Source organism: Exiguobacterium sp. 17-1, from assembly GCF_023096305.1.
GTDB classification, from domain to species: domain Bacteria; phylum Bacillota; class Bacilli; order Exiguobacteriales; family Exiguobacteriaceae; genus Exiguobacterium_A; species Exiguobacterium_A sibiricum_A.
Genome location: NZ_JALIGJ010000001.1, coordinates 414,102 through 435,098, shown reverse-complemented (window position 1 = coordinate 435,098; position 20,997 = coordinate 414,102). Strand labels below are relative to the sequence as shown.

At 41.5% G+C, this 20,997-nt stretch carries 19 protein-coding genes and 1 other RNA gene; 1 reads left to right on the top strand and 19 read right to left on the bottom strand.

Features of this window, described 5'->3' with window-relative positions; translation table 11 throughout:
* Nucleotides 1-11: 11 nt before the first annotated feature.
* The 17 genes from MUN34_RS02075 to MUN34_RS01995 form a co-directional block, all read right to left on the bottom strand.
* The gene (locus MUN34_RS02075; RefSeq protein WP_247856776.1) at nucleotides 12-491 is read right to left on the bottom strand and encodes a hypothetical protein; all 480 of its coding nucleotides are present in this window, start codon (nucleotides 489-491) and stop codon (nucleotides 12-14) included.
* A 9-nt stretch (nucleotides 492-500) separates the two neighbouring features.
* The gene (locus MUN34_RS02070) at nucleotides 501-2,537 is read right to left on the bottom strand and encodes an AAA family ATPase (RefSeq protein ID WP_247856775.1); all 2,037 of its coding nucleotides are present in this window, start codon (nucleotides 2,535-2,537) and stop codon (nucleotides 501-503) included.
* Complete coding sequence (locus MUN34_RS02065; protein WP_247856774.1) at nucleotides 2,518-2,703, bottom strand: hypothetical protein; 186 nt, start codon at nucleotides 2,701-2,703, stop codon at nucleotides 2,518-2,520. The genes MUN34_RS02070 and MUN34_RS02065 overlap by 20 nt, the downstream gene beginning before the upstream one ends.
* A complete protein-coding gene (locus MUN34_RS02060; RefSeq protein WP_247856773.1) occupies nucleotides 2,693-4,774 on the bottom strand; it encodes a DEAD/DEAH box helicase family protein in 2,082 nt (693 codons plus the stop codon). The genes MUN34_RS02065 and MUN34_RS02060 overlap by 11 nt, the downstream gene beginning before the upstream one ends.
* 12 nt (nucleotides 4,775-4,786) lie before the next feature.
* A complete protein-coding gene (locus MUN34_RS02055) occupies nucleotides 4,787-7,915 on the bottom strand; it encodes a hypothetical protein (RefSeq protein ID WP_247856771.1) in 3,129 nt (1,042 codons plus the stop codon).
* 193 nt (nucleotides 7,916-8,108) lie between these two features.
* Nucleotides 8,109-8,467, bottom strand: a transfer-messenger RNA (tmRNA) gene (ssrA, locus tag MUN34_RS02050).
* A 58-nt stretch (nucleotides 8,468-8,525) separates the two neighbouring features.
* Complete coding sequence (gene smpB, locus MUN34_RS02045; RefSeq protein WP_014971147.1) at nucleotides 8,526-8,996, bottom strand: SsrA-binding protein SmpB; 471 nt, start codon at nucleotides 8,994-8,996, stop codon at nucleotides 8,526-8,528.
* Between the two features lie 32 nt (nucleotides 8,997-9,028).
* Nucleotides 9,029-11,386: a ribonuclease R gene (gene rnr, locus MUN34_RS02040; RefSeq protein ID WP_247856770.1), complete on the bottom strand. Its 2,358-nt coding sequence runs from the start codon at nucleotides 11,384-11,386 to the stop codon at nucleotides 9,029-9,031.
* Nucleotides 11,387-11,400: 14 nt separating this feature from the next.
* On the bottom strand, nucleotides 11,401-12,141 hold the full coding sequence (locus MUN34_RS02035) for an alpha/beta hydrolase (protein ID WP_026827597.1): 741 nt from the start codon (nucleotides 12,139-12,141) through the stop codon (nucleotides 11,401-11,403).
* 100 nt (nucleotides 12,142-12,241) lie between these two features.
* Nucleotides 12,242-12,475 carry a preprotein translocase subunit SecG gene (gene secG, locus MUN34_RS02030; protein ID WP_012371248.1) on the bottom strand — a complete coding sequence of 78 codons (234 nt, stop codon included), beginning with the start codon at nucleotides 12,473-12,475 and terminating at the stop codon, nucleotides 12,242-12,244.
* A gap of 142 nt (nucleotides 12,476-12,617) precedes the next feature.
* Nucleotides 12,618-13,532, bottom strand: coding sequence for a ribose ABC transporter substrate-binding protein RbsB (rbsB, locus tag MUN34_RS02025; protein ID WP_247856769.1), 915 nt, complete (start codon nucleotides 13,530-13,532; stop codon nucleotides 12,618-12,620).
* Between the two features lie 27 nt (nucleotides 13,533-13,559).
* Nucleotides 13,560-14,528 (bottom strand): ABC transporter permease subunit, encoded by a 969-nt coding sequence (locus MUN34_RS02020; RefSeq protein WP_051525117.1) that lies wholly within the window; start codon nucleotides 14,526-14,528, stop codon nucleotides 13,560-13,562.
* A gap of 1 nt (nucleotide 14,529) precedes the next feature.
* Nucleotides 14,530-16,008, bottom strand: a complete 1,479-nt coding sequence (locus tag MUN34_RS02015) for a sugar ABC transporter ATP-binding protein (protein WP_188004655.1) — start codon at nucleotides 16,006-16,008, stop codon at nucleotides 14,530-14,532.
* 14 nt (nucleotides 16,009-16,022) lie between these two features.
* Nucleotides 16,023-16,412 carry a D-ribose pyranase gene (gene rbsD, locus MUN34_RS02010; RefSeq protein ID WP_026827592.1) on the bottom strand — a complete coding sequence of 130 codons (390 nt, stop codon included), beginning with the start codon at nucleotides 16,410-16,412 and terminating at the stop codon, nucleotides 16,023-16,025.
* Nucleotides 16,409-17,287, bottom strand: coding sequence for a ribokinase (gene rbsK / locus MUN34_RS02005; RefSeq protein WP_247856768.1), 879 nt, complete (start codon nucleotides 17,285-17,287; stop codon nucleotides 16,409-16,411). Before rbsK ends, rbsD begins: the two co-directional genes overlap by 4 nt.
* A complete protein-coding gene (locus tag MUN34_RS02000; RefSeq protein ID WP_247856767.1) occupies nucleotides 17,284-18,264 on the bottom strand; it encodes a LacI family DNA-binding transcriptional regulator in 981 nt (326 codons plus the stop codon). Before MUN34_RS02000 ends, rbsK begins: the two co-directional genes overlap by 4 nt.
* Before the next feature lie 158 nt (nucleotides 18,265-18,422).
* A complete protein-coding gene (locus tag MUN34_RS01995; protein WP_247856766.1) occupies nucleotides 18,423-18,755 on the bottom strand; it encodes a hypothetical protein in 333 nt (110 codons plus the stop codon).
* A gap of 139 nt (nucleotides 18,756-18,894) precedes the next feature.
* On the opposite strand from MUN34_RS01995, the gene MUN34_RS01990 reads away from it, so the two are divergent.
* The gene (locus MUN34_RS01990) at nucleotides 18,895-19,215 is read left to right on the top strand and encodes a hypothetical protein (protein ID WP_026832178.1); all 321 of its coding nucleotides are present in this window, start codon (nucleotides 18,895-18,897) and stop codon (nucleotides 19,213-19,215) included.
* A gap of 493 nt (nucleotides 19,216-19,708) precedes the next feature.
* Here the strand turns inward: MUN34_RS01990 and MUN34_RS01985 are convergent, their stop codons facing one another.
* Both MUN34_RS01985 and MUN34_RS01980 read right to left on the bottom strand, forming a co-directional pair.
* On the bottom strand, nucleotides 19,709-19,963 hold the full coding sequence (locus tag MUN34_RS01985) for a hypothetical protein (protein WP_012371257.1): 255 nt from the start codon (nucleotides 19,961-19,963) through the stop codon (nucleotides 19,709-19,711).
* Nucleotides 19,964-19,976: 13 nt separating this feature from the next.
* On the bottom strand, nucleotides 19,977-20,879 hold the full coding sequence (locus tag MUN34_RS01980) for an acyl-ACP desaturase (RefSeq protein WP_247856765.1): 903 nt from the start codon (nucleotides 20,877-20,879) through the stop codon (nucleotides 19,977-19,979).
* Nucleotides 20,880-20,997: the final 118 nt, after the last annotated feature.

Below are 20,997 nucleotides of genomic sequence, written 5' to 3'. Positions count from 1 at the left end.
GTTGTATTTACCTACATTAAATATTGTAACCAACTTTTTTGAAAATCAAGAGTTTTTGAATCACCTATAAATGTATAATGGTTATCTCTATAAGTAAAATAATCCTTTAATAATTCTTCCCAAAGAATTTCCATGCCACGATCTGCGTAAGATTCTACGATTGACTTGAGCGACTTTACGTCATTAAATTTATCTGCATTCAAACCATCTTGGTCCGAAATAGCAATTAAAAAATAAATAGTACGTAATTCATTTGATTTTATTGAAGAAAAACGAAAGGCTGTTGTTTCTAAAATTGATTCTGATTTTTCGCCTTTATTTATAGCTAGCATAGCGCAGAACAAAAAAAGTTCACCATTATCTTGAAATAAAATACCTTCCTTTCCAGTATCATGATCTCCAGCAAGTTCTTTATAAATTCCTTGGAATGATTTGCGATATCTTAATCGAACATCATCTCCAAAATTAATATAACGAATTGGTCTGTTCATATATATACCTTAACGTTTCGGAACAAATGTCTTCACGTTCCCTTCTTCAATGATTGCTTTACCAGGTCCTATTAATTTAATTTCATATAATTTCCCCCAACGATTTGTTGGTCTCAATGCGCTCACTTCAGAACTAGTAAACTCGGTATCTGTCACTAATAAAATCCATTGCGCTGCTTTTTGAGGAATTGTTTTTAAAAGGTTATCACGATTTTCACCAGAAATACGACCGAAGGGTGTATCCATAAATAATGGCGTTTTCAACTGATTTCCTTTACCTTCTGAGATTTCTAATAATGCTAAAATAAACGATATTGATAAAATATGGCGTTGACCTGAAGAAATGTTAGATAAAAATTCAAAATTACCATACGAAGTTATGTCTAATGAAAAATCTTCTTTTACTATAACCTCGTTAAAATTCATACGAGAATCTTTATCTAGTAATTGCTTAAATATACGTGTTGAAACATTTGAAATTTGTTTAGCCATTTCCTCTGTAAATTGAGCTTTTACCGTTAACAATTCTTTAAGTGATCTCTCAGCGAATTCTTTATAATCTTCATAAATACTTCGACTAGCTTCTAATTTTCTTAATTCTTCAGTTTTAAGTTTTTGAATATTTCTTTCTTCACGATTTTCAACAAGTTTTTGTCTCAATATATTTATTTTAGCGTCCGTTTCACCCATTTTACGAATTATCTTTTCACGTGCCCATTCTTTTTCTTTTGCATCTTGATCGCCAAAGTTTCGTATCTCTTGATCAATTTCAGGGATATTTTTTTTTACACTCTTAATTTCAATTAGTAATTTGCTTATTTCATCACGTAATGAATGAATATGACTTTTACTTTCATCTACTTTTTCATGAACAATTGCTACATTCAAGTTTAATTCATTTAGTGCTTCTCGATATTCAGATTCATTGATATTATCCAGCAGATTTTCAATTTTTAAATATTCAATAGATCCATTTACAGCAGGTGTACCACAGACACCACAAGTTTCTTTAGTTAAAAACTCTTTTAACACGCCATAGCTAATATTAAAACTTTCACCCAAATTTTTAAATTCCATCTTAATGTTTGATTGTGTTGATTTTAAAAGTACTTCAGAAATCGAAAAAATAGATTTACTTCCAGCTTCTTTTACACTCCGCACTAATGATTCCTTAGATTTTTCTAAAGATTTCAGTAATTCTTCAGCTCTTTCGCGTTCTTCTACTTTTTTTCTGACTGTACTATTTTTTTCAAGATACTCATTAATTTCTTCCTTATCTCTTTTCATTCTTTCAATATCGAATTCTAATTTCTGGATTTCCTCGTACATACTTTCTTTTTCTTGATCGATTTTTTCTAATTTTTCTAATGCAATTAAATGCTCGCCTTTAGCCTGATTTTTTATTTTTTTCTTATAATCATTTACGATTTTTTCAATGGTCTCAATGGTACTATATAAAGAATCTACGCCTAATAATTTTTTAATACCATCCTTAACTTGACGTCGCTGCTCTAGTGTAGATTTTGTCATTTCTTCAATTTGTTCACCATCAAATAAAAAATATTGACGCATTCTCTTGCTTAAAGCTTCTTCAGCAATTTTGTTAATTTCATCAATATCTCTAAATGTATCCGTTAAACCGTTTTCAGTAATTTTTAAATATGTTTCTGATTCTAAATCTGCCTCTTCTATAACTTTACCTTCTTGTGTTGCTACCATACTACGTTTGATTTCATAGTACTTTCCCTCATGTTCGTACGCTACTCTTACAGAAACATCAACATATCCATTTTCTTCAAGTGCTGCAGTGTTCCCAATATGATAAATTTCATTTCCACTTTTATGATTTTTACTTAACTGCCCATCACGCTCTAAACGTTTGTCTCCATGAAATGCATATATAAAAGCACGATATATAGTAGTTTTACCTTTACCATTTTCTCCGTATACTACTGTAACGTTCTCATTATCACTATCAGCGAAGATTACACGATGAGTACCATAGAATTGCTTAAAATTCGTGATTTCAATCCATTTTAATTTCATTACGTTCCTCCACATAAATTGAAATATTTCTTTTGTATTTTGCAGTTAATTCCTCAACAGTAATATGTTCACTATCAACTAATATATCCTCAATAAAATGCAAAATTTGCTTATCTTCAGTTTGCAACATGTTTATAATTCTTTTATATATTTTATTATTTGTCATAGTCTCCTCCTAATAAAGTATAAATTTCTTCACGATTAAAATATAATAAATGTTCTAAATCTAGAGCTTTCAAGAAAGGTCGAATATATTTTAAACACTCTTCACTGTTAAGGGAACAGAATTGAAATTCCATGAACCTAGCTAATTCTTTTTTTACTAGGAGTTTATTAGATTCTAATTTCATATTATTTATAGGGAATACTAAATAGTCATGAATAATAGCTTCTTTTTTCCCATCGAATATCCTTAGTATTCTACCTCTTCGCTGAATAAACTGCCTCGGATTACTTGTACTGGCTAAGAAGTATGCTCGTTTCGTCGCGGGAATATCAACGCCTTCATCTAAACATTTCATCGCTACTAACATTTGTATTTCTTTTTTAGAAAACTCATCTAAATAAAGTAAACGTTTTTTAACATTTGTACTTCCTACAATTTGTTGTACAAAAAGATGATATCTTGAAATTTTCCTTAAAATATCCCGATGATTACCTTCAGGGCAATAAACTATTGTATGTGAAACGTTCTCAATTTGTTCATTTTCAATTTGATCTTCCAAGTCTTTAAAAAACTGTAATTGCTTATTCTCTGCTGTATGGATTATTTGATTACGTCTTCGAATGATTGCTTCAACATATTCACTAGAACTCTGTAATGCAGCTGCAATTTGACGAGACAAATTTGTATAGTTTTGTTGTTCTTCTTCGTTCAAATAAACAACTTTCGGTATATATTTATAAGGAGTTAAAAAACCTTTAGATATGGCTTTTTCGATTGGGAATGAAAAAACCTCCTTATCGAAATAGTCATTTAAGATTTTTGTCCCCTCTTCATCTCTCCATCGTTTAGGTGTTGCAGATAGACCTAAACGCATTTCTATACTATTTCTCAAACTATGTCTTAAAGTTCTAGATCCTAAATAATGTACTTCATCCGCTATATATAGAATTTCATTTTGACGCTTTATACGACTTAATAAAGATAAAAACCCTTCTAAATTTGAGTTAGATTGATGTGTCACTATCAGCGTCAAATGTTTTATATCACCATAATTATATTCATCGATTGCAGATCGCATCTGAAGTTTCCATTTAGTATTATCACTTAAACATTCAATAGGCTCGTAACCAAATCTTTTTGCATCAGCAGCCCATTGTTTAACTAAATGTTGGAACGGTACAGAGATTACATTCACAATTCTATTTTGGCGTTCAAATTGATTAATAGTCGCCGATAGTGCTGTTATAGTTTTCCCTGTTCCTGTTGCCATCGTTAAAAGTCCTTTTTTTTCATTCTCTTCCCATGCTTTTATCGCCCTTTCTTGGTAATCGTGAAGTTTTAAGTCCGATGGAATTGCAGGAATATCAATCAAATCTTGTTTTAAATGATATGGACGATTGACGTTATTTTCTTTAAATTTTATAACAGCATTTTTGATACCAGATGGAATATCTAATACAGTAAAAAAATCATTTTGATTACTATTTAATAACTCAAATTTTTTTTCATGAAATGAAATATAATCACCCAATCCTTTTTCCCATGATTGAAAAACAGATATCCCTTCACCATTGTTTGTAAAAGCATTATAAGAATCGTTTAAGGAGCCATGCAGAACAACCTTGTTACCAACCTCATCTGTGAAAATAGCATATTTATCATGAAACATACCTTTAGTGTGTTTGGGAATTGCAATTTTAAATGTTAGTAATTCATCAGCGACTAACCAAGCTAATAAAATTTTACTTTCATAATTCATTTTTCTTGACATATTTTCTACTTCTTTAAAAAGAACTTCGTAAAGTGTTGCACTTTCTTTGGCTCTTTCCCCATATGCTAAGGCTTCTACATCGATATTTTCTAAATTAGGTGATGTAATAATTGTTGCATGTCCGTTGTTTTCAATAAATTCAAGTATTCCATTTAGATTAATTGATAACCAACTGCTAGTAAAAAAACCTACACCTCTTTTATAGTCCACAGAGTTTTTCAAAAGTGGAATAATTAAATCTTTACTAATATTATCAGTTGTTGTGTCGTAAACTGCTTTTAAATTTAATGAGTCTAGCATAAGACACCTCTTTTACTTCTTTACTGAAATGAATAAATTATCGTGTTCATAATTAACATCTTCTTCTTCTAAAATACTTTTAAAATACTTACTAGACATCATTTCATTTTTAAGAAGCCATTTCTCAAAACTTTCAATTGTTGCTTTGCCCTCAAATTTTGTATTTAATATATGAACAAGGATTGACTCGATATCATTTAAATTATATTTATTTTCTTTAGCAAACAAATTTGAGTCTTTAAAGAAAGGTGTAAAAAATTTATTTGATATTTTTAAAATTGATCTAAGAAGATCCACTGTCCATAGTTGATTTGCTTTAAGCTTGGGAAAATCAATATCTTGTTGTAATAAATAAAGTGATTCTTCATTTATAGTAATAAAAAATTTATTTTGACTTTCATAATTTTTTACATAATATTCAAATATACTATTTGATAAATAATTAATATGTTCATCTTTTAATCCTAAAACATCACGATGAGCATACATTTTACCTTTCTCTACCGGAAGTATATCTTCAGATAACGAAATACGAGTCGAAATTTCATTATTAGTCCAACCAAATTTAGAAAAATGAGCATAAATTTGAGACATATATGAAATCTCCCCTTGCATTAAAATATGAGTTTCTAATTGCGTTTTCAACGATAGATACCCTAGCTTTACATCTTCCTTTTTGGTAATCAAAGGATAACGATAATATGTAAATTTTTCTGGGTAAAAATACTTCAACAGTGAAAACAAAAGAGGGTAAGATTGAATTTTTGCACGCTTTAGTAAAGCTTTTTTTATGATTGTTATAGGTAGAGAAACATCAAATTTTTCGATTTCTTTATCTAGCTGTATTACTAAACCTTCTAAATTTTCTTCTTTTATCTCCAGATTATCAATATGAACAAACTCATTAAAATCAAATTGCATGATATTATGACAATCTAAAGTTAATCTTTGATCAAAGCTATATTGCTTCATTCCAATAGTTTTCATAAAGTATTCCAAAGCTTTATTACGATTCACAGGTTCTTGTGCACGCAAAAAATAATTTTCTATTCTTTCAGCATGCGTAATATGTTCATCGTTTGAATACTCTATTAAACGAATATATGGTACTTTGCTAAAGTAAATGCTATTTGGATCCAAATATTTTAAAACAGTATGAAGCGCATAATAATTATCAATCCCTATAACATTTAACATTTTTTTATAGCTTTCAAAAACTAGATTTATATTCATTTCAAATAAATTATTATTCCTCAGATGATGTTCAATTGATTTAATAATCTCTTCGAATTGCATAATTGAATAACTTTTTATTTTTTCTTTAGGTACGTAATAACCACGATTCCACAAATAAGCCGTACGTTGAATATAACTAGTAATACTGCGTGCTGTAAAATTAAACTGAACATTTGGTAACTCTTCTTTTAAAACCTCTATAAAGCGATGAGATTCTTTTGGTAAGAATAATCCATTTTTAAAATACATTCTGTAGACTTTATAAGCCATTTCTTCAAGTGAATCTTTCAAAAATAAGTTCGTTTTTCCATCTATTATAATCTGCTTGACATCACTTTTCTCCCAAAAAAAATTAACAGGAAACATTTTATATTCTGCTTGAATTACCAATAATATTTTTTCAATATCTGCATAAGTTACGTATAATTTGTTCAAAAACAGCTGATTCACTCTAACTTTTATAACTTCATTTAAAAGCTGTGCATCCTCATTTGAAGTTGTATGGTAATAACCTTCTTCTTCGTATACCCAGTGATCAGTTAGTTCTGATAAGATAGCTCCGATAAACCTTCTCTCCTGCTTTGTAAAAGATGAATTAAATAGAATATCGATCTCTGAATCAGATATATATCCAGCTGTTGAGATAAAACTTTGAAGCTCAATCCAAAACCAGTAAAAGTGACTTAACATAGTTATAGTCACTTTTTTTACAATTTGTCTGACTCCTTCTCGGGTCATCCCATATTCTGAAGAAACACTTTCTAGTGTCTTAAAACCACCTTCAAAATAATTGTAACGTCTTTTAAAAATTTCTAAATTTCTTTCTTTCAAACCTAATAATTTTAAATCATATCCTTCTTTCAAAATGCACTTTAGAGTGTATTTAAAATCGTCGATAATTTTTTGTTTCGATTGATTTGTTGTAATATTTATTAAGAATTTAGTAAAATCATTAACTTTTTTAGTTCCTAGTTGAGGTATGCCAACTAACTCTTTTTTAATATCTCCTTTTAACTCTTTAAAATAAAATATATTTTCTTTTATTAAATATTCTTTGATTTGTTTTGCAAAAAAAATATTATCAATTCTTTTTTCTAAAAACATTAATGGAATATCATATGTTTTTTTATCAATCAGTAGTTCCCCCGGCTCAAATTTCACTTTAACTATTTGATTATCAACAGGAATTAATTCTAAGTACTTATCATGTAATCCATTTGATACACTTTCTAAATAGTAAAGAATTTTATTTTTTTTACTAATACCTATGCCTTTTTTCGTGTTGAAAAAACTATCTAAATTATCCGGTAAATCTCTTATAAGATTGATATTTTCCTCAATAAAATAGCGGTTTATTATTCCTAAATTTGTGCTAGTAGTATCTATAGGTATACTTAATTGATTAGATTTAAAATAAATAGTTTTATCTAAAATAGTTACTCCTTTTTCTTTATGATCAAAATTGATTTCTGAGAGTAAATATTCTATTTCTTTTTGAATAGTTTCTTTAGGTAAATAGTGCCCCACGTATTCAATAAACTTTTCAATATTAACGCCGTTTAGACTTTCTATAGTTTCAAATCCTAAATTATTAATAATAAGTTTAAATTTTTCATTCTTAAAAACATTGATTAGTTTTGTTTGACTGTCAAAACTAAATATCTTCTTTGAATTAGAATCAATATTTAAGCGAGCGTTAAACCCTTTAAAAGATAAATTATATAGTGAAAGTATCCTTAATAAATCATAATATAAACATGAATCCATATCTGAAATTAACTTTAAAATTCTATCATTAAAATCATACATTGACTGAAGTTCAGTTATCTTTAAACATTTTTGAAAAACTATTTGATTATCAGAAATTTTTATATTCCTCAAATACTCATCTTTTTCTTGAATCATTTTTTCTTCTCATCCTTTTATTATAATTCACATCTCCAAAATATCACTTGTAATACTTTCTAATAATAACAATAGTATATCATTTTTGAAAATATTACATATTATCTTTTGAATTAACATTTTACAGAATACACAAAAAAACCCTTGTATTTACAAGAGTTTTGACAATCTTTGAAATCTTAACGATTTCAGGGTATGGAGACGGTGGGAGTCGAACCCACGTCCGAAGGCATCGTATACTTAAGCTTCTACGTGTGTAGTCAATTTATTGGGATCTCGTCGTCAGGCTGCCAATTGACAGGCGTCCGTCCGACCAGTCTGATTCCATCTCTTCTCTTTCCCTCCAGACGGAAGGGTCCAAGCGTAGCCTGTTTAAAGTGAGACCCTAGAAATCAGCCGACCAGGCGACGGCTGCTAGGATCCGTAGTAGCTATTAAGCTGCTGCGAGTTGTGTGTTAGTTTTGCCAGTTATGGCTGATGCGTTTTAACGAGGCCGACCCCTCGACACGCCACAGAAGACCGAACTACCCCCGTCGAATCCGTAACGTCCCCAAGATATAAAATTGGGGCTTTCCGAATACTATTATAATAGCAGAAAAGTGTTACGGGTTCAATACTTTTGCTTGTCGCGTAACGCACGGTCGATATCACGCTTCGCATCCTTCTTCTTCAGATCGTCACGCTTGTCGAATTTCTTCTTCCCGCGGCCGAGTCCGATCAGACATTTCGCATAGCCGTTCTTGATGTAGACCTTCAGCGGCACGATCGTGTAGCCGTCGCGCGAGACGAGTCCCATCAAATTGGCGATCTGTTTTTTGTGCAGCAACAGTTTCCGCGGACGGAGCTGTTCGTGGTTATACCGGTTCCCTTGTTCGAAGTGGGCGATGTTCGAGTTCCAGAGAATCGCTTCCCCGCCGTCGAACCGGACGAACGCGTCGCCGATACTGATTTTTCCTTTACGGACCGATTTAATTTCGGTTCCCGTCAAGACGAGACCCGCTTCGATCGTATCTTCAATCGCATAATCAAACGACGCCCGTTTGTTGTTGGCTAATACTTTTGAACTTGTACCTTTTGGCATCTCTCTTCCACCACATTTCTAAACAGAAGCGCTTATTTGCGCTTCCGTTTTTTATTCGAGACCGCTTTATGGAACGGTGGTTTATCCTTCTTGTCCTTCAGCGCGAACCCTTTGCCTTTCGACTGGTCCTTCGGCTTACTCGGACGCTTCGACTTCCCGCGACGGTCGTCTTTCTTGTCGTCGCGTTTTTGTCCCGGACGGCCGCCGCTTGAACGGATCGTCTTCGACTCAAAACGTTTTTTCGGTTGACGTTCCGGCATCCCGACGACAGCGAAGTCTATTGTCTTCTCATCGATGTTGACACCGGTGACTTTGATCTCAACGACGTCGCCGATCCGGAACTGTTGTTTCGTCCGTTCGCCCATCAATTGATAGTTCGCTTCGTCGTAACGGTAGAAGTCATCCGTCATCGCCTGAATGTGAACGAGTCCTTCGATCGTGTTCGGTAACTCGACGAACATGCCGAAGTTGGTCACCCCACTGACGACACCTTCAAATGTTTCGCCGATGTGTTGTTCCATGTACTCGGCTTTTTTCAGAGCATTCGTTTCCCGTTCGGCATCGACGGCACGACGTTCACGTTTTGAAGCGTGATCGGCGATTTCCGGCAGGATGGCAGAGTAGCGGTCCTGTGTCTTTTGCGATTTATCATTAAAAATGATGTACTCGCGCAGGAGACGGTGGACCATCAAGTCCGGATACCGGCGGATCGGTGACGTGAAGTGAGTATAGAAATCGGTCGACAGACCAAAGTGACCAATCGGTTCGACGTCATATTTTGCTTGTTGGAGCGACCGTAACATGACCGTACTGACGACGGCTTCTTCCGGTTCGCCTTCAACGGCGTTCAAGATCGATTGCAACGTCTTCGGTGCGACCGACTCGCCTTTGCGTTCAACATTGATCCCGAAGTTGGCGATGAACTTGAAGAACGTATCGAGACGTTCTGCTTTCGGCTCATCGTGGATCCGGTACATGAACGGCAGTTTTTGGTGCTGGACGTGCTCCGCCACCGTTTCGTTCGCTGCGAGCATAAACTCTTCAATCAGTTTTTCAGCAACGGACCGTTCGCGTAAGATGATTTCGCTTGTCTTGCCTTCTTCGTTGACGAGGACTTTTGCTTCCGGGAAGTCGAAGTTGATCGCCCCACGGCGCGAGCGGCGTTCGCGAAGAATCGCAGCGAGTTCCGCCATCTGATCGAAGTTCGCGACGAGGTCGTGATACTTCGCGATGACTTCTTCGTCTTCGCGTTCGATGATTTTCCGGACATCGGTATACGTCATCCGTTCCGTCGTCTTGATGACACTTTGTAAGATTTCCTGGTTGATGACGGCACCGTTCTGATCAATCTCCATGATACAGCTGAGCGTCAAACGGTCGACGTGTGGATTAAGTGAACAAATCCCGTTTGACAAGCGGTGCGGAATCATCGGAATCACGCGGTCGACGAGATAGACACTTGTCCCACGTTCGCGGGCTTCTTCGTCGAGCGGTGAATCTTCCTTGACGTAATGTGAGACGTCGGCGATATGGACACCCAGCTCGTAGTTGCCGTTCGCAAGTTTCTTGACGTGGACGGCGTCATCCAAGTCTTTTGCGTCAGCGCCATCAATCGTGACCGTCACTTCCTTGCGTAAATCGACGCGACCGACGAGATCTTTCTCATCGATTTGATCCGGAATGTCATTTGCTTCCGCAATCGCTGCGTCCGAGAAGTCGACATTGATGCCGTGCTTGTGGACGATCGACAGGATATCGACACCCGGGTCATTTTTATGGCCGATGATTTGCAGGACTTTGGCAGTTCCCGCGTAACGGCCGTCCGGATACTTCGTGATCCGTGCGAGGACTTTATGTCCGTCGACGGCACCGAGTGTATCTTCGTTTGCGACGACCGGCAGGAACGTCAGCTTCGAATCATCCGGCTCAATGTAGGCAATCGACTCAATCCGTCCTTTTGGACTGACAAACGTCCCGACGAAATCAGCCGGTCCGCGTGAGAGAATCTTGAGTAACTTGCCTTCACGGCGGTCCCCGCCGTTGGATTCAGCAAAAACTTTGACGAGGACACGGTCCCCGTTATAGACATTGCCGAGTTCCGGTGCCGGCAGGAAGATATCGCCTGCAGAACCGTCTTCCGGTGAAACGAATCCGAATCCACGTTGGTGGACCGAGATTTTTCCGGCGACTTGCCCGATTTGGGCGAGGGTTCCGTATTTGTTCGAACGGGTCCGCGCGACAAGCGCTTCTTCTTCAAGTTCATTTAACGTCCGGATCAGTTCCTTGAACTGTGCCGTATCCGTTAATTCCAGTTTTTTCGTTAATTGATCAATCGACAACGGACGTTCGTCCGCCGCGATGACCTCTAATATGCGTTCACGTAATTCCAACGTGACACCTCCAGTTAATGGCTCCAGTTCAAGCCGTCCAAAAATTCATGGATGTCTTGGTGGAGCGTTTCTTTTTCTTTGTCGAGCGTAATGACATGACCTGAGTTCTCATACCAGATCAGATCTTTTTGTAAGGCACTGACACCATCATGGATGATGTTGGCTGAATCCGTGTTGATCATATGATCATTGCGGGCTTGGATGACGAGTGTCGGTGCATAGACATCTTCGAGTGAATCGCGTGTATCTTTCAGCAAGGCTTGCAGATCCTTTAAGGTCGGCATCGGTTCGAACACAGCCATCTCCTGCTCGATTTCCTCGACCGATTTTCCTTCTCGCTTCTTAAATTCTCTGGCATACTCCGTGACTCCTGCATACATGACGTCTTCACTTTTGATGTAAGCCGGCGCACACATCGGAATGACCGCTTTGACCGGACGGTGCATCGAAAGTCGAAGCGACATGACACCGCCGAGTGACAGTCCGCAGACCGCAATCTCGTCGTATCCTTTCGCTTTTAACTCTTCGTAACCGTCGAGGACATCCTGCCACCAGTCGGCTGGCCCGGTCTTCGTCAGCTCTTCGGGTGGGGCAGCGTGTCCTTTATATTGTGGTGCCAGTGATGTATAACCATGTTTTTGCAAGTAACGTCCGAGCATCCGGACATCGGCGCTTGAGCCGGTGAAGCCGTGCAACAACAGGACTGCCCGGTTGCCGCCTTCAAAAAAGAATGGTTTTGGTAATGTGATTTTCATAAAATGATTCCCCCTCTAACTCTATACCCCAAAATGAAAAAATAGAAATCGAGAAATAAGAAAAAACGACAGCGCGATCGGACGGCTGTCGTTTCAGTACTCACTTATAAAAAGCGACGAGTAACGCCAAGATAAAGAATAATGCCCCTAAAATAGACGCTACACGATTTAGGACCGCATCCAAGCCACGGGCTTTTTGGCGACCAAATAATTGTTCTGCCCCACCTGTCAATGCTCCGAGTCCAGCCGTACGGCCTGACATCAAGAGAACGACGATGATGAGAAGAACGGAAACGACGATGAGGCCGACAAGAGCCACGTTATGAATGATCATCGATGATCCTCCTTCAGTAATATACGCTTCTTTCATTATAGAGAAAAACAACTACGGGAACAAGGTATAGATTCGCGAAGTTCATCTTACCTCCAAAAAACACCAGCCGGCTGACAAAATCAGCCCGGCTGGTGAGGAAAAATTATTGTTTGATGAGATCGAGTTCGACTGGAATGTTCTTCTCGACTTTCTCGCCTTTTAAGTGTTTGATCGCTGTGTCGATTCCCGTTTTACCGATTTCAGCCGGTTTCTGAGCGACTGTTCCGGCCATCTTACCATCTTCGACTGCTTTGACGGCATCGTCTGTTGCGTCAAAACCGATGACTTTTACATCTTCCATGCCTGCTGCTTTCAACGCTTCGACGGCACCAAGGGCCATTTCATCGTTGTGTGCGAAGACCGCTTTGATGTCTTTGTTGTTTTGAAGGATGTTTTCCATGACCGACAGACCTTTTGCCCGGTCGAAGTTTGCTGATTGTTTCGCGACGACGTCAAGCTTGCTGTCGACTGCCGCGTGGAAGCCTTCGCCGCGGTCGCGTGTTGCAGATGCGCCCGGGATTCCTTCGAGTTCAACGACTTTCGCTTTGTCGCCAACGAGTTCGATCATGTACTCACCCGCTTGTTTCCCACCTGCTACGTTATCCGACGCGATGTGCGCGATGACGTCGCCGGCTTCTGCATTCCGGTCAACTGTGATGACTGGGATGTCAGCATCGTTTGCTGTTTGAACTGCCGCACCGACTGCTGCTGAATCCGTCGGGTTGATCAAGATAAGATCAACTTTCTTTTGAATCATATCTTCGATGTCGCTTGCTTGTTTGGCCGCATCATCTTGTGCATCCGCGACTTGTAATGTTGCGCCTTGTGCTTTTGCTTCTTTTTCTGCCCCTTCTTTAAGTGAAACAAAGAACGGGTTGTTGAGCGTCGAAATCGACAGACCAATCTTAAAGTCTTTTGTTTTCTTCTCTTTTTCCGTGTCACTGCCCGGTTGTTCCGTCGAACAAGCCGCTGCGAACACCATTAAAGCCATCATGACGAGTGCGAGTAGTTTTTTCATATCAATATCCTCCTTTTGGATGGTAAATCACGTAGTTTGTTTCCGGTCCGCGAGTACCGCGAACAGGATAACGAGCCCTTTGACGACGAGCTGGAAGAACGAGGAGACACCAAGCAGGTTAAGTCCGTTGTTGAGTGTCCCGATGATCAAGGCACCGATCAACGTCCCGACGATCCAACCGCGTCCACCAGATAAGCTCGTTCCACCAAGGACGACCGCTGCGATCGCATCGAGTTCGTACGATGTTCCGGCTGTCGGTTGCGCCGAGTTGAGACGCGACGTCAGGATGATTCCAGCGAGTGCTGCCATTAAACCAGACAGCGAGTAGATCAAAATCTTCACTTTGTTGACTTGAATCCCCATCAGTTTTGCAGCTTCTTCGTTTCCACCAATCGCATACGTGTAACGGCCGAACGTCGTTTTCTTCAAGATGAAGTACAGGACGCCAAAGGCAATCAACATCGTCACGACCGGGACCGGGAAGATCCAGAAGTAGCCGCGACCGAATAATTCGAACCAGCCGCCTTGGCTGAGTCCGGTAATCGGCTTCCCGTCCGTATAGACGAGTGTCAGACCGCGGAAGATCGTCATCGTTGCGAGTGTCGCGATGAACGGTGCGACTTTCCCGAGCGAGATGACCATTCCGTTTAAAGCACCCATGATTGCCCCGACGATCAAGCCGGCAAGCACAGCGAGAATCGCGGACGTTCCGTCGGTCATCAGACCGGCGACAAACGCGGATGACAACGCAAGAATCGAACCGACCGATAAGTCGATCCCGCCCGTTAAGATGACGAACGTCATCCCGAAAGCAATCAAGGCATTGATCGAAACTTGGCGTAAGATGTTAAATAAGTTATTAAGCGTTAAAAAGTCCGGTTCCATGATCGAGACGACGAGAATGATGGCGAACAGTCCGGCGAGCGGACCGAGCTTTTGACCAATCCCGAGTCGTCTCGGTTTCTTTTCTGTCAGTTTCCCTTGCATCAATTCCATGTCATTGTCCTCCTGTCGCAAGCGTCATGATACTCTCTTGCGTTGCCTCTTCTTGATTGAGCATGCCGCTCATTTGCCCTTCACGCATTACATAGACGCGGTCGCTCATGCCGAGGATTTCCGGCAGATCAGAACTGATCATGATGATTGCGACACCCGATGCGGCCAGTTCGTTCATAATCATATAAATCTCTTTTTTCGCCCCGACGTCGACACCGCGTGTCGGTTCGTCGAGAATCAGGACATCCGGTTTGGTTCCGAGCCATTTCGCGAGGACGACCTTTTGCTGGTTCCCGCCTGATAAAGACTTCGCCGGTTGATCCATCGAGCTGTGCCGGACAGATAACGACTTGAGATATCCTTCGGCGAACTGCCGCTCCGATTGATCGGAGATGACACCGGACTTCGATAACGACCGGATTGTCGGCAAGGAGATGTTTTCCCGGAGTGAAAAATCGAGGAACAATCCTTCGCCTTTTCGGTCTTCCGTTAAGAAGCCGAGTCCTTGTTTGATCGCATCGTGCGGTGATTTGATTTTGACGACGTTGCCGTTTAAGCTGATCGTCCCTGCTTTCATCCGGTCGACCCCGAACAAACCGCGCATGACTTCTGTTCGTCCTGCTCCCATCAAGCCAGAAAAGCCGACGATTTCACCGGCACGGACCGAGAATGAGACATCCTCGAATCGTTTACCCGTCGCCCCGGTGACTTCGAGGACCGTCTGACCGAGTGTCACTTGACGCTCCGGATAGCGTTCGCCCATCTCGCGTCCGACCATTTCGCGGACGATCTGTTCAAACGAAGTGTCGGCAATCCGGTGGGTCGAGACCGAGACACCGTCCCGTAACACCGTGATCCGGTCACACAGTTCGAAGATTTCTTCCATTCGGTGTGAGATATAGACGATCGAGACTCCTTGACCCCGCAATGCCGTCGCGACACTGAACAAGGCGCGGATTTCACGCTCTGTCAAAGCGGCCGTCGGCTCATCCATGATGATGACCTTCGCGTCCGTCATCAACGCTTTTGCGATCTCAATCATCTGCTGTTGTCCGACCGATAACGTCCGGGCGAGCTGATTGACGTCCATGAAGACGTTCAATTCTGCCAGTTCGCGTTCGGCAAGCCGTTTCATTTCCGCCTGCTTCAAAACACCGAAGCGGGATTTCAGTTCCCGTCCGAGAAACAGATTTTCCGTGACCGTTAAGTCCGGTAAGATGTTCAGTTCCTGGTGGATGAAGGCAATCCCCGCTTCTTCCGCCAGTTTCGGATTTTTATACTGCTGTTCGACTCCGTCGACTAAAATCGTTCCTTGATCGGCTTTATGGACACCGGTCAGAATTTTCATCAGTGTCGATTTTCCGGCACCGTTCTCTCCCATCAAGGCATGAATCTCACCGGTCGCGAGAGTGAAGTCGACTCCCTTCAAGACGGGAACGGGACCAAACGCTTTTGTGATACCTGTCATCTCAATTTGCATCGTACTTCCTCCCCTTAAAAAATGACGCCGGCGTGTAAGATGACGTTCGCATACGGTGTCGCTTCACCCGTCCGGATGATGACTTTCGCCTGCTTCGTCAATTCTTTGAATGCTTCGTGCGACACATAATCTTGCGGTACGTCAAGCTTCGTCACAGCCTCGAGCGCAACCGGATTAGCCTCTTTGATTTCCGATGCCAGTGTCACCTGTTCAACCGCCATGTCGTCTGCGACGATCCGGACGACATCAACGAACGATGGTGTCCCGAGTTCAAGTGCCAAATCGATCCGCTCTACGCCTGCAGGAATCGGCAGACCGCAGTCAGCGATGACGACCATGTCCGTATGACCAAGATCCGTTAAGACTTTACTGATATGACTGTTTAAAATCCCGTGTCGTTTCATGATTCGACCTCCATCTGTTCGCGCGTCGGCATTCCGCCTTGTGCTCCGAGTGCCCGGACGGACATACCGGCTGCCTTGTTCGCAAACCGAATCGCTTCCGTCAATGACGTTCCTTCCGTCAAGCTGACAGCAAGTGCTCCGTTGAAGGTATCACCGGCACCTGTCGTATCGACGACGTCCGTCTTGATGGCTGGAACCGTCACAATCGCGTCTCCGTCATAAAAGCGGGCGCCCCGGCTGCCTTCCGTCACGATCAATTTATTGGGATATTGGCTTAACCAATGTTCAAGTGACTGCTGTTGTCCGAAAATCAAGCCGCATTCATGTTCGTTTGGTGTCAGGTACGTCACGTCTTCGAGCAACTCGTCGTCAAGGACGATGGCTGGCGCCGGATTCAAGACGACGGGAATACCATGTGTCTTGCCGTAACGCGCCACCTGTTTGACGGTTTGAAGCGGAATCTCGAGCTGTAACAAAATCATGTCCGTCTGACCGAGCAAGCTGTCGAGTTGGCTCTCGTCATAAACGACCGCCAAGTTCGCTGACTGGACGACGACAATCGAATTGTCGCCTTCTGCAAGCGTGATGTGGGCTGTTCCGGTCCGTTCATTCGCAATCGTCTGTAAATGCGTCGTCCCGACCTGCTCCGTTTCGAAGTTCTGACGGATCGCATCGCCGTTTGCATCGTCGCCGATACAGCCGACCATTTCGACGTTACCGCCAAGCCGGGCAATCGCGACTGCTTGATTTGCGCCTTTGCCTCCCGGTACGGTATGGAAGGCGGATCCGATGACCGTTTCCCCTGCTGACGGACGACGATCGCTTTCGACGACCAAATCCATCGAGATACTTCCGACTACACTGATTTGTTTCATGACTGTTCACCCTTCCGCTTCGTTGTTTCCCGTTCAATGACTTCGACCATCAGTTCATGATGGACGGCCGCAATCTCTTTTCCTTCAATCCGTTGAATCAATAACTTCGCCGCCAGTTCGCCCATCTGATAGATTGGCTGGGCAATCGTCGTGAGCGGTGGAGAAATCATCTGCCCCAGTTCAATTCCGTCATAACCGATGATCTGTAATTGATCCGGAATCGCGATTCCCCGCTCGGCCGCGACTTGAATCGTCGCTGCGGCGATGACATCATTCGCTGCGAAAATCCCGTTGCAGTCGTAATGGTCAAATAAGTAGTTGGCGGCTCCGAGGGCGCCTTGGAAATGGAACGGCGACTCGATGCTTGCGACCAAATGTTTACCTGCGATTTCTTCAAATCCGTCACGCCGCTTGCGAATGGTCGGTAATTTTGAAGGACCGCTGATGACGACGAGTTCAGTCGCCCCGTGATCGAGTAAGAACTGTGCTGCTTTTTTTCCGCCGTCATGACCATTTGATGTGACCGTCGGGATCGCTCCTTGCAGGACACGGTCGAGGGCAACGATCGGCACTTCGATTCCTTCATAGTTCGGGTTGTTCGAATAGTTCGTCGTGATGATCAGCCCGTCGATATGCATCGCTTCGAGTGACTGAATATATTCTTGTTCTTTCTGAAACTGTTCATCCGTGTTACACAAAATCACCTGAAATCCGTGCTGATGTGCCATATCTTCCACAGCCCGTGCGAGTTGCGGGAAAAACGGATTGGTGATGTCAGGGACAATCAAACCAATCAGACCAGATCGTTTTTGGAACAACGACCGGGCGACCCGGTTCGGTCGGTAATCGAGCTGCTTAATCGCTTGTAGGACTGCTATTCTAGCTTTTTCGCTGACATACCCCTTCTCATTCATGACACGTGAGACGGTCGCAACGGAGACATTTGCCACTTTCGCTACTTCCCGGATGGTCGACATGTTCGCCACCTCTTTCTTTTGATAACGCTTACAATATGTATCATATTGTGTAACCGGTTACACATCAATCCTTTTTGCCAAAATATATTTTATTTATTTTTTCAGACAGACGAAAAAGTCCGATCAAACGTGTTACGACAACGTTTGTCCGGACTTCTTCAGTGATTGGGATGGTGTTTTTGATATAACCGTCGAAACAAGGCGACAAGAAATGCTAAAATCGCGAGCGGCTCCAATAAGTAAATCAACAGGAACGTGATGTCGATGATTGCATCTTCCGGGTTATACCGCAGAATATAGATGGCTCCCGGTAGAAGCGCAATCAGACCCGTGATGCCAAGGACCGTTCCGAGAATCATGCTTTGACGTGAAAAGCGACTCGTAATCTGATACAGACCGATAAAGAAAATCAATTCTGTAAAATAGATGATTCGTAATTGAATGTCATCAATCGCGGGGTCCATACCCAAAAATAAATAACGAAATAGCATATTCATCCCCCCTACCTCTTTCTGTACCCGGTTATTGAATCCGTTAATGCACCGATTCCAGTTTGTCTGCATATCCTATCTGACTTTAGGGAATAGCTTGATAGTAACAGCTACTTAAAAAATTTTGGGGGTCCGACCGATGAAAGAAGAACATTCAATGAAGGTCGTCAGTTGCTTAAACGACTTTTTTCAACGCAACGAACAACCACTTCAGGTCGACTTACTACGCGGTCTTCCTCCAGTCGTTTTATTGTTAAAAGATGAAGCCAAACGTTCCTTCGCAGCGGAAGCAAACTTGCACGATGAATTACTCAGCGATATCAAACGTCTCGTCCAGGAGTGTCTCGATCCACAGACACTACGTGAACTCGATATCGATGTCGACTTACCCGAGTTCTTCGTCACACGTGCTCCACTCTATTCTGCCCATCATTACCTCGTTACGTTTATCGAGGATTGATTTTAAGGAGTATAATTCTATTTTGATACTACGGGATTCGACGTTTAGTCGGTCTCGTTTTTTTATATGTACCAAAAATCATTCATTCGCTCGCTTTTCTAGGGCGGAATGCGAGCCGCGGATTTCTTTCAGATCTCCGGGTATCGCCTGTTCCTGACGGAAGCGTTGCTTCCTTTTCCCTTAGAAGTAAGTCGAGCTATGAATGTTTTTCTGCTTTCCTATGAAACTGTTATCACGCATTTCACGCGACTCCTACAGGAAAAAGCGCAAGCCTGCTTGCGCTGTCAGAGACAAACAAGACCCGATTGCCTGCCTCAATGAGGCAGACAAACTGGCTTGTGTCTCACCTGAGGAAAGCGCGTGAAAAAAAGCGTGCTCCCTTTGCACCTAACCTTAGAAAAGCAAACGAACGGCTAGTTTTGTCAAACCATACTCAACGCAAAAAAACAGCCTCCCGCCAAGCGGGAAACTGTGGACTCAATCCGTAGATTACTTAATTTTCGACTTCAAGAATAGCTTCGATTTCTGCCTCGACTTCTTTATTCACCATCTGCGAACGTTTTTTTCTCAATTCAAGATCCATTTCTTGATCAATGAACTCGTTCGTATGCTTGTCAAAACAGCTGTAACAAATCGGATAAAAGTCTTTTTCTTCTGTCTTCAACGAATTGAATTCCCACGTGTTCAGTTCCAAATAACTGACTTGGTTATTCGTTTCTTTTCCGCATATTTCACACGTCATTTTCATTATTCTCCCCTCGTCATGCATCGATCTTATTTTTTGCTGATTGGCGATCCTTGATTCGTTTCAAACGCCCGTGATATTTCATGATATTCGCTTGTGATTGTTTCGCCTCTTCAGTCGTCGGTTGCAAGTTCTCAATATCCCAGTATTTCACGACGACATCTAATACTTGGTCAAAGTATTGGAGCGGTCCGTAATTCGTATCCACTGCGATGGTCTTCATACGCTCGGTAAAGTCCGGCATGACCGCACCCGGCATCGAGAAATTGATGATGACATCTTCAAAGAACACGATGAAGTTCGGATCGAGCTCAAGGTGCGCTTTCACCGTGTCGCGGTAGAACGCATAATGAAGGGCTTCATCTTTTGCCAAACGGCGGAGCAGTGTCGCCAAGTCTTTGTCGTGCGCTCCTGCCACTCTCGCTACGTTGTTATAGAAAACGAGTGTCGCAAGCTCTTGCAACGACGTATAGGCCATGGTTGCTAAAGGATTCGTGAAGTCCGGGAACCAGCCGCTTTCAACGACGCGTCTTCTTAATTGATGCAGTCGTGTCGGATTGACGTTTCGTGTCACGAGTAAATACGTTTCGAGTAAGCTTGAGTGCTGGTCTTCTTCAGCCGTCCACGTGCGGACGAAATCATTGATGACTTCCATCGAGTTTTTAAACGTGTAATCCAAATGTGACGTATACCAAGGTAAGTTCACTTCTGTCAGTAAGGCGGTTTCTACGGCAACGATGACACCTTCCGGAAGCGTGACTTGACTCTCTTCCCAAGGAACGCGTTTGAACGACATCGCCTTGTCCCATGGAATAAATTCGTGATAACTCCAGTCAATATTGGCTGAGCGCTCCTTATGTAGTCGATACAACTCTTTAATGCGTGGTTCTAAACGTATATCTAAATCTGAATTTAACATGATCATTTCTCCTTTAGATGTTTTTTGAACCTTCATCCGTTCAAATGTAGTTAAGCCTTATAATGATTGTGCTTAAACTTATTTATAACTATAACATTTTAATGACCAGGTAGTAAAA

What these genes read in the sequence shown, in the direction of transcription:
- MUN34_RS02075 (WP_247856776.1), bottom strand. Translation starts at nt 491, where the DNA reads ATGAACAGACCAATTCGTTATATTAATTTTGGAGATGATGTTCGATTA.
- MUN34_RS02070 (WP_247856775.1), bottom strand. Translation starts at nt 2,537, where the DNA reads ATGAAATTAAAATGGATTGAAATCACGAATTTTAAGCAATTCTATGGT.
- MUN34_RS02065 (WP_247856774.1), bottom strand. Translation starts at nt 2,703, where the DNA reads ATGACAAATAATAAAATATATAAAAGAATTATAAACATGTTGCAAACT.
- MUN34_RS02060 (WP_247856773.1), bottom strand. Translation starts at nt 4,774, where the DNA reads ATGCTAGACTCATTAAATTTAAAAGCAGTTTACGACACAACAACTGAT.
- MUN34_RS02055 (WP_247856771.1), bottom strand. Translation starts at nt 7,915, where the DNA reads ATGATTCAAGAAAAAGATGAGTATTTGAGGAATATAAAAATTTCTGAT.
- smpB (WP_014971147.1), bottom strand. Translation starts at nt 8,996, where the DNA reads ATGCCAAAAGGTACAAGTTCAAAAGTATTAGCCAACAACAAACGGGCG.
- MUN34_RS02035 (WP_026827597.1), bottom strand. Translation starts at nt 12,141, where the DNA reads ATGAAAATCACATTACCAAAACCATTCTTTTTTGAAGGCGGCAACCGG.
- secG (WP_012371248.1), bottom strand. Translation starts at nt 12,475, where the DNA reads ATGATCATTCATAACGTGGCTCTTGTCGGCCTCATCGTCGTTTCCGTT.
- rbsB (WP_247856769.1), bottom strand. Translation starts at nt 13,532, where the DNA reads ATGAAAAAACTACTCGCACTCGTCATGATGGCTTTAATGGTGTTCGCA.
- MUN34_RS02020 (WP_051525117.1), bottom strand. Translation starts at nt 14,528, where the DNA reads ATGGAATTGATGCAAGGGAAACTGACAGAAAAGAAACCGAGACGACTC.
- MUN34_RS02015 (WP_188004655.1), bottom strand. Translation starts at nt 16,008, where the DNA reads ATGCAAATTGAGATGACAGGTATCACAAAAGCGTTTGGTCCCGTTCCC.
- rbsD (WP_026827592.1), bottom strand. Translation starts at nt 16,412, where the DNA reads ATGAAACGACACGGGATTTTAAACAGTCATATCAGTAAAGTCTTAACG.
- rbsK (WP_247856768.1), bottom strand. Translation starts at nt 17,287, where the DNA reads ATGAAACAAATCAGTGTAGTCGGAAGTATCTCGATGGATTTGGTCGTC.
- MUN34_RS02000 (WP_247856767.1), bottom strand. Translation starts at nt 18,264, where the DNA reads ATGTCGACCATCCGGGAAGTAGCGAAAGTGGCAAATGTCTCCGTTGCG.
- MUN34_RS01995 (WP_247856766.1), bottom strand. Translation starts at nt 18,755, where the DNA reads ATGCTATTTCGTTATTTATTTTTGGGTATGGACCCCGCGATTGATGAC.
- MUN34_RS01990 (WP_026832178.1), top strand. Translation starts at nt 18,895, where the DNA reads ATGAAAGAAGAACATTCAATGAAGGTCGTCAGTTGCTTAAACGACTTT.
- MUN34_RS01985 (WP_012371257.1), bottom strand. Translation starts at nt 19,963, where the DNA reads ATGAAAATGACGTGTGAAATATGCGGAAAAGAAACGAATAACCAAGTC.
- MUN34_RS01980 (WP_247856765.1), bottom strand. Translation starts at nt 20,879, where the DNA reads ATGTTAAATTCAGATTTAGATATACGTTTAGAACCACGCATTAAAGAG.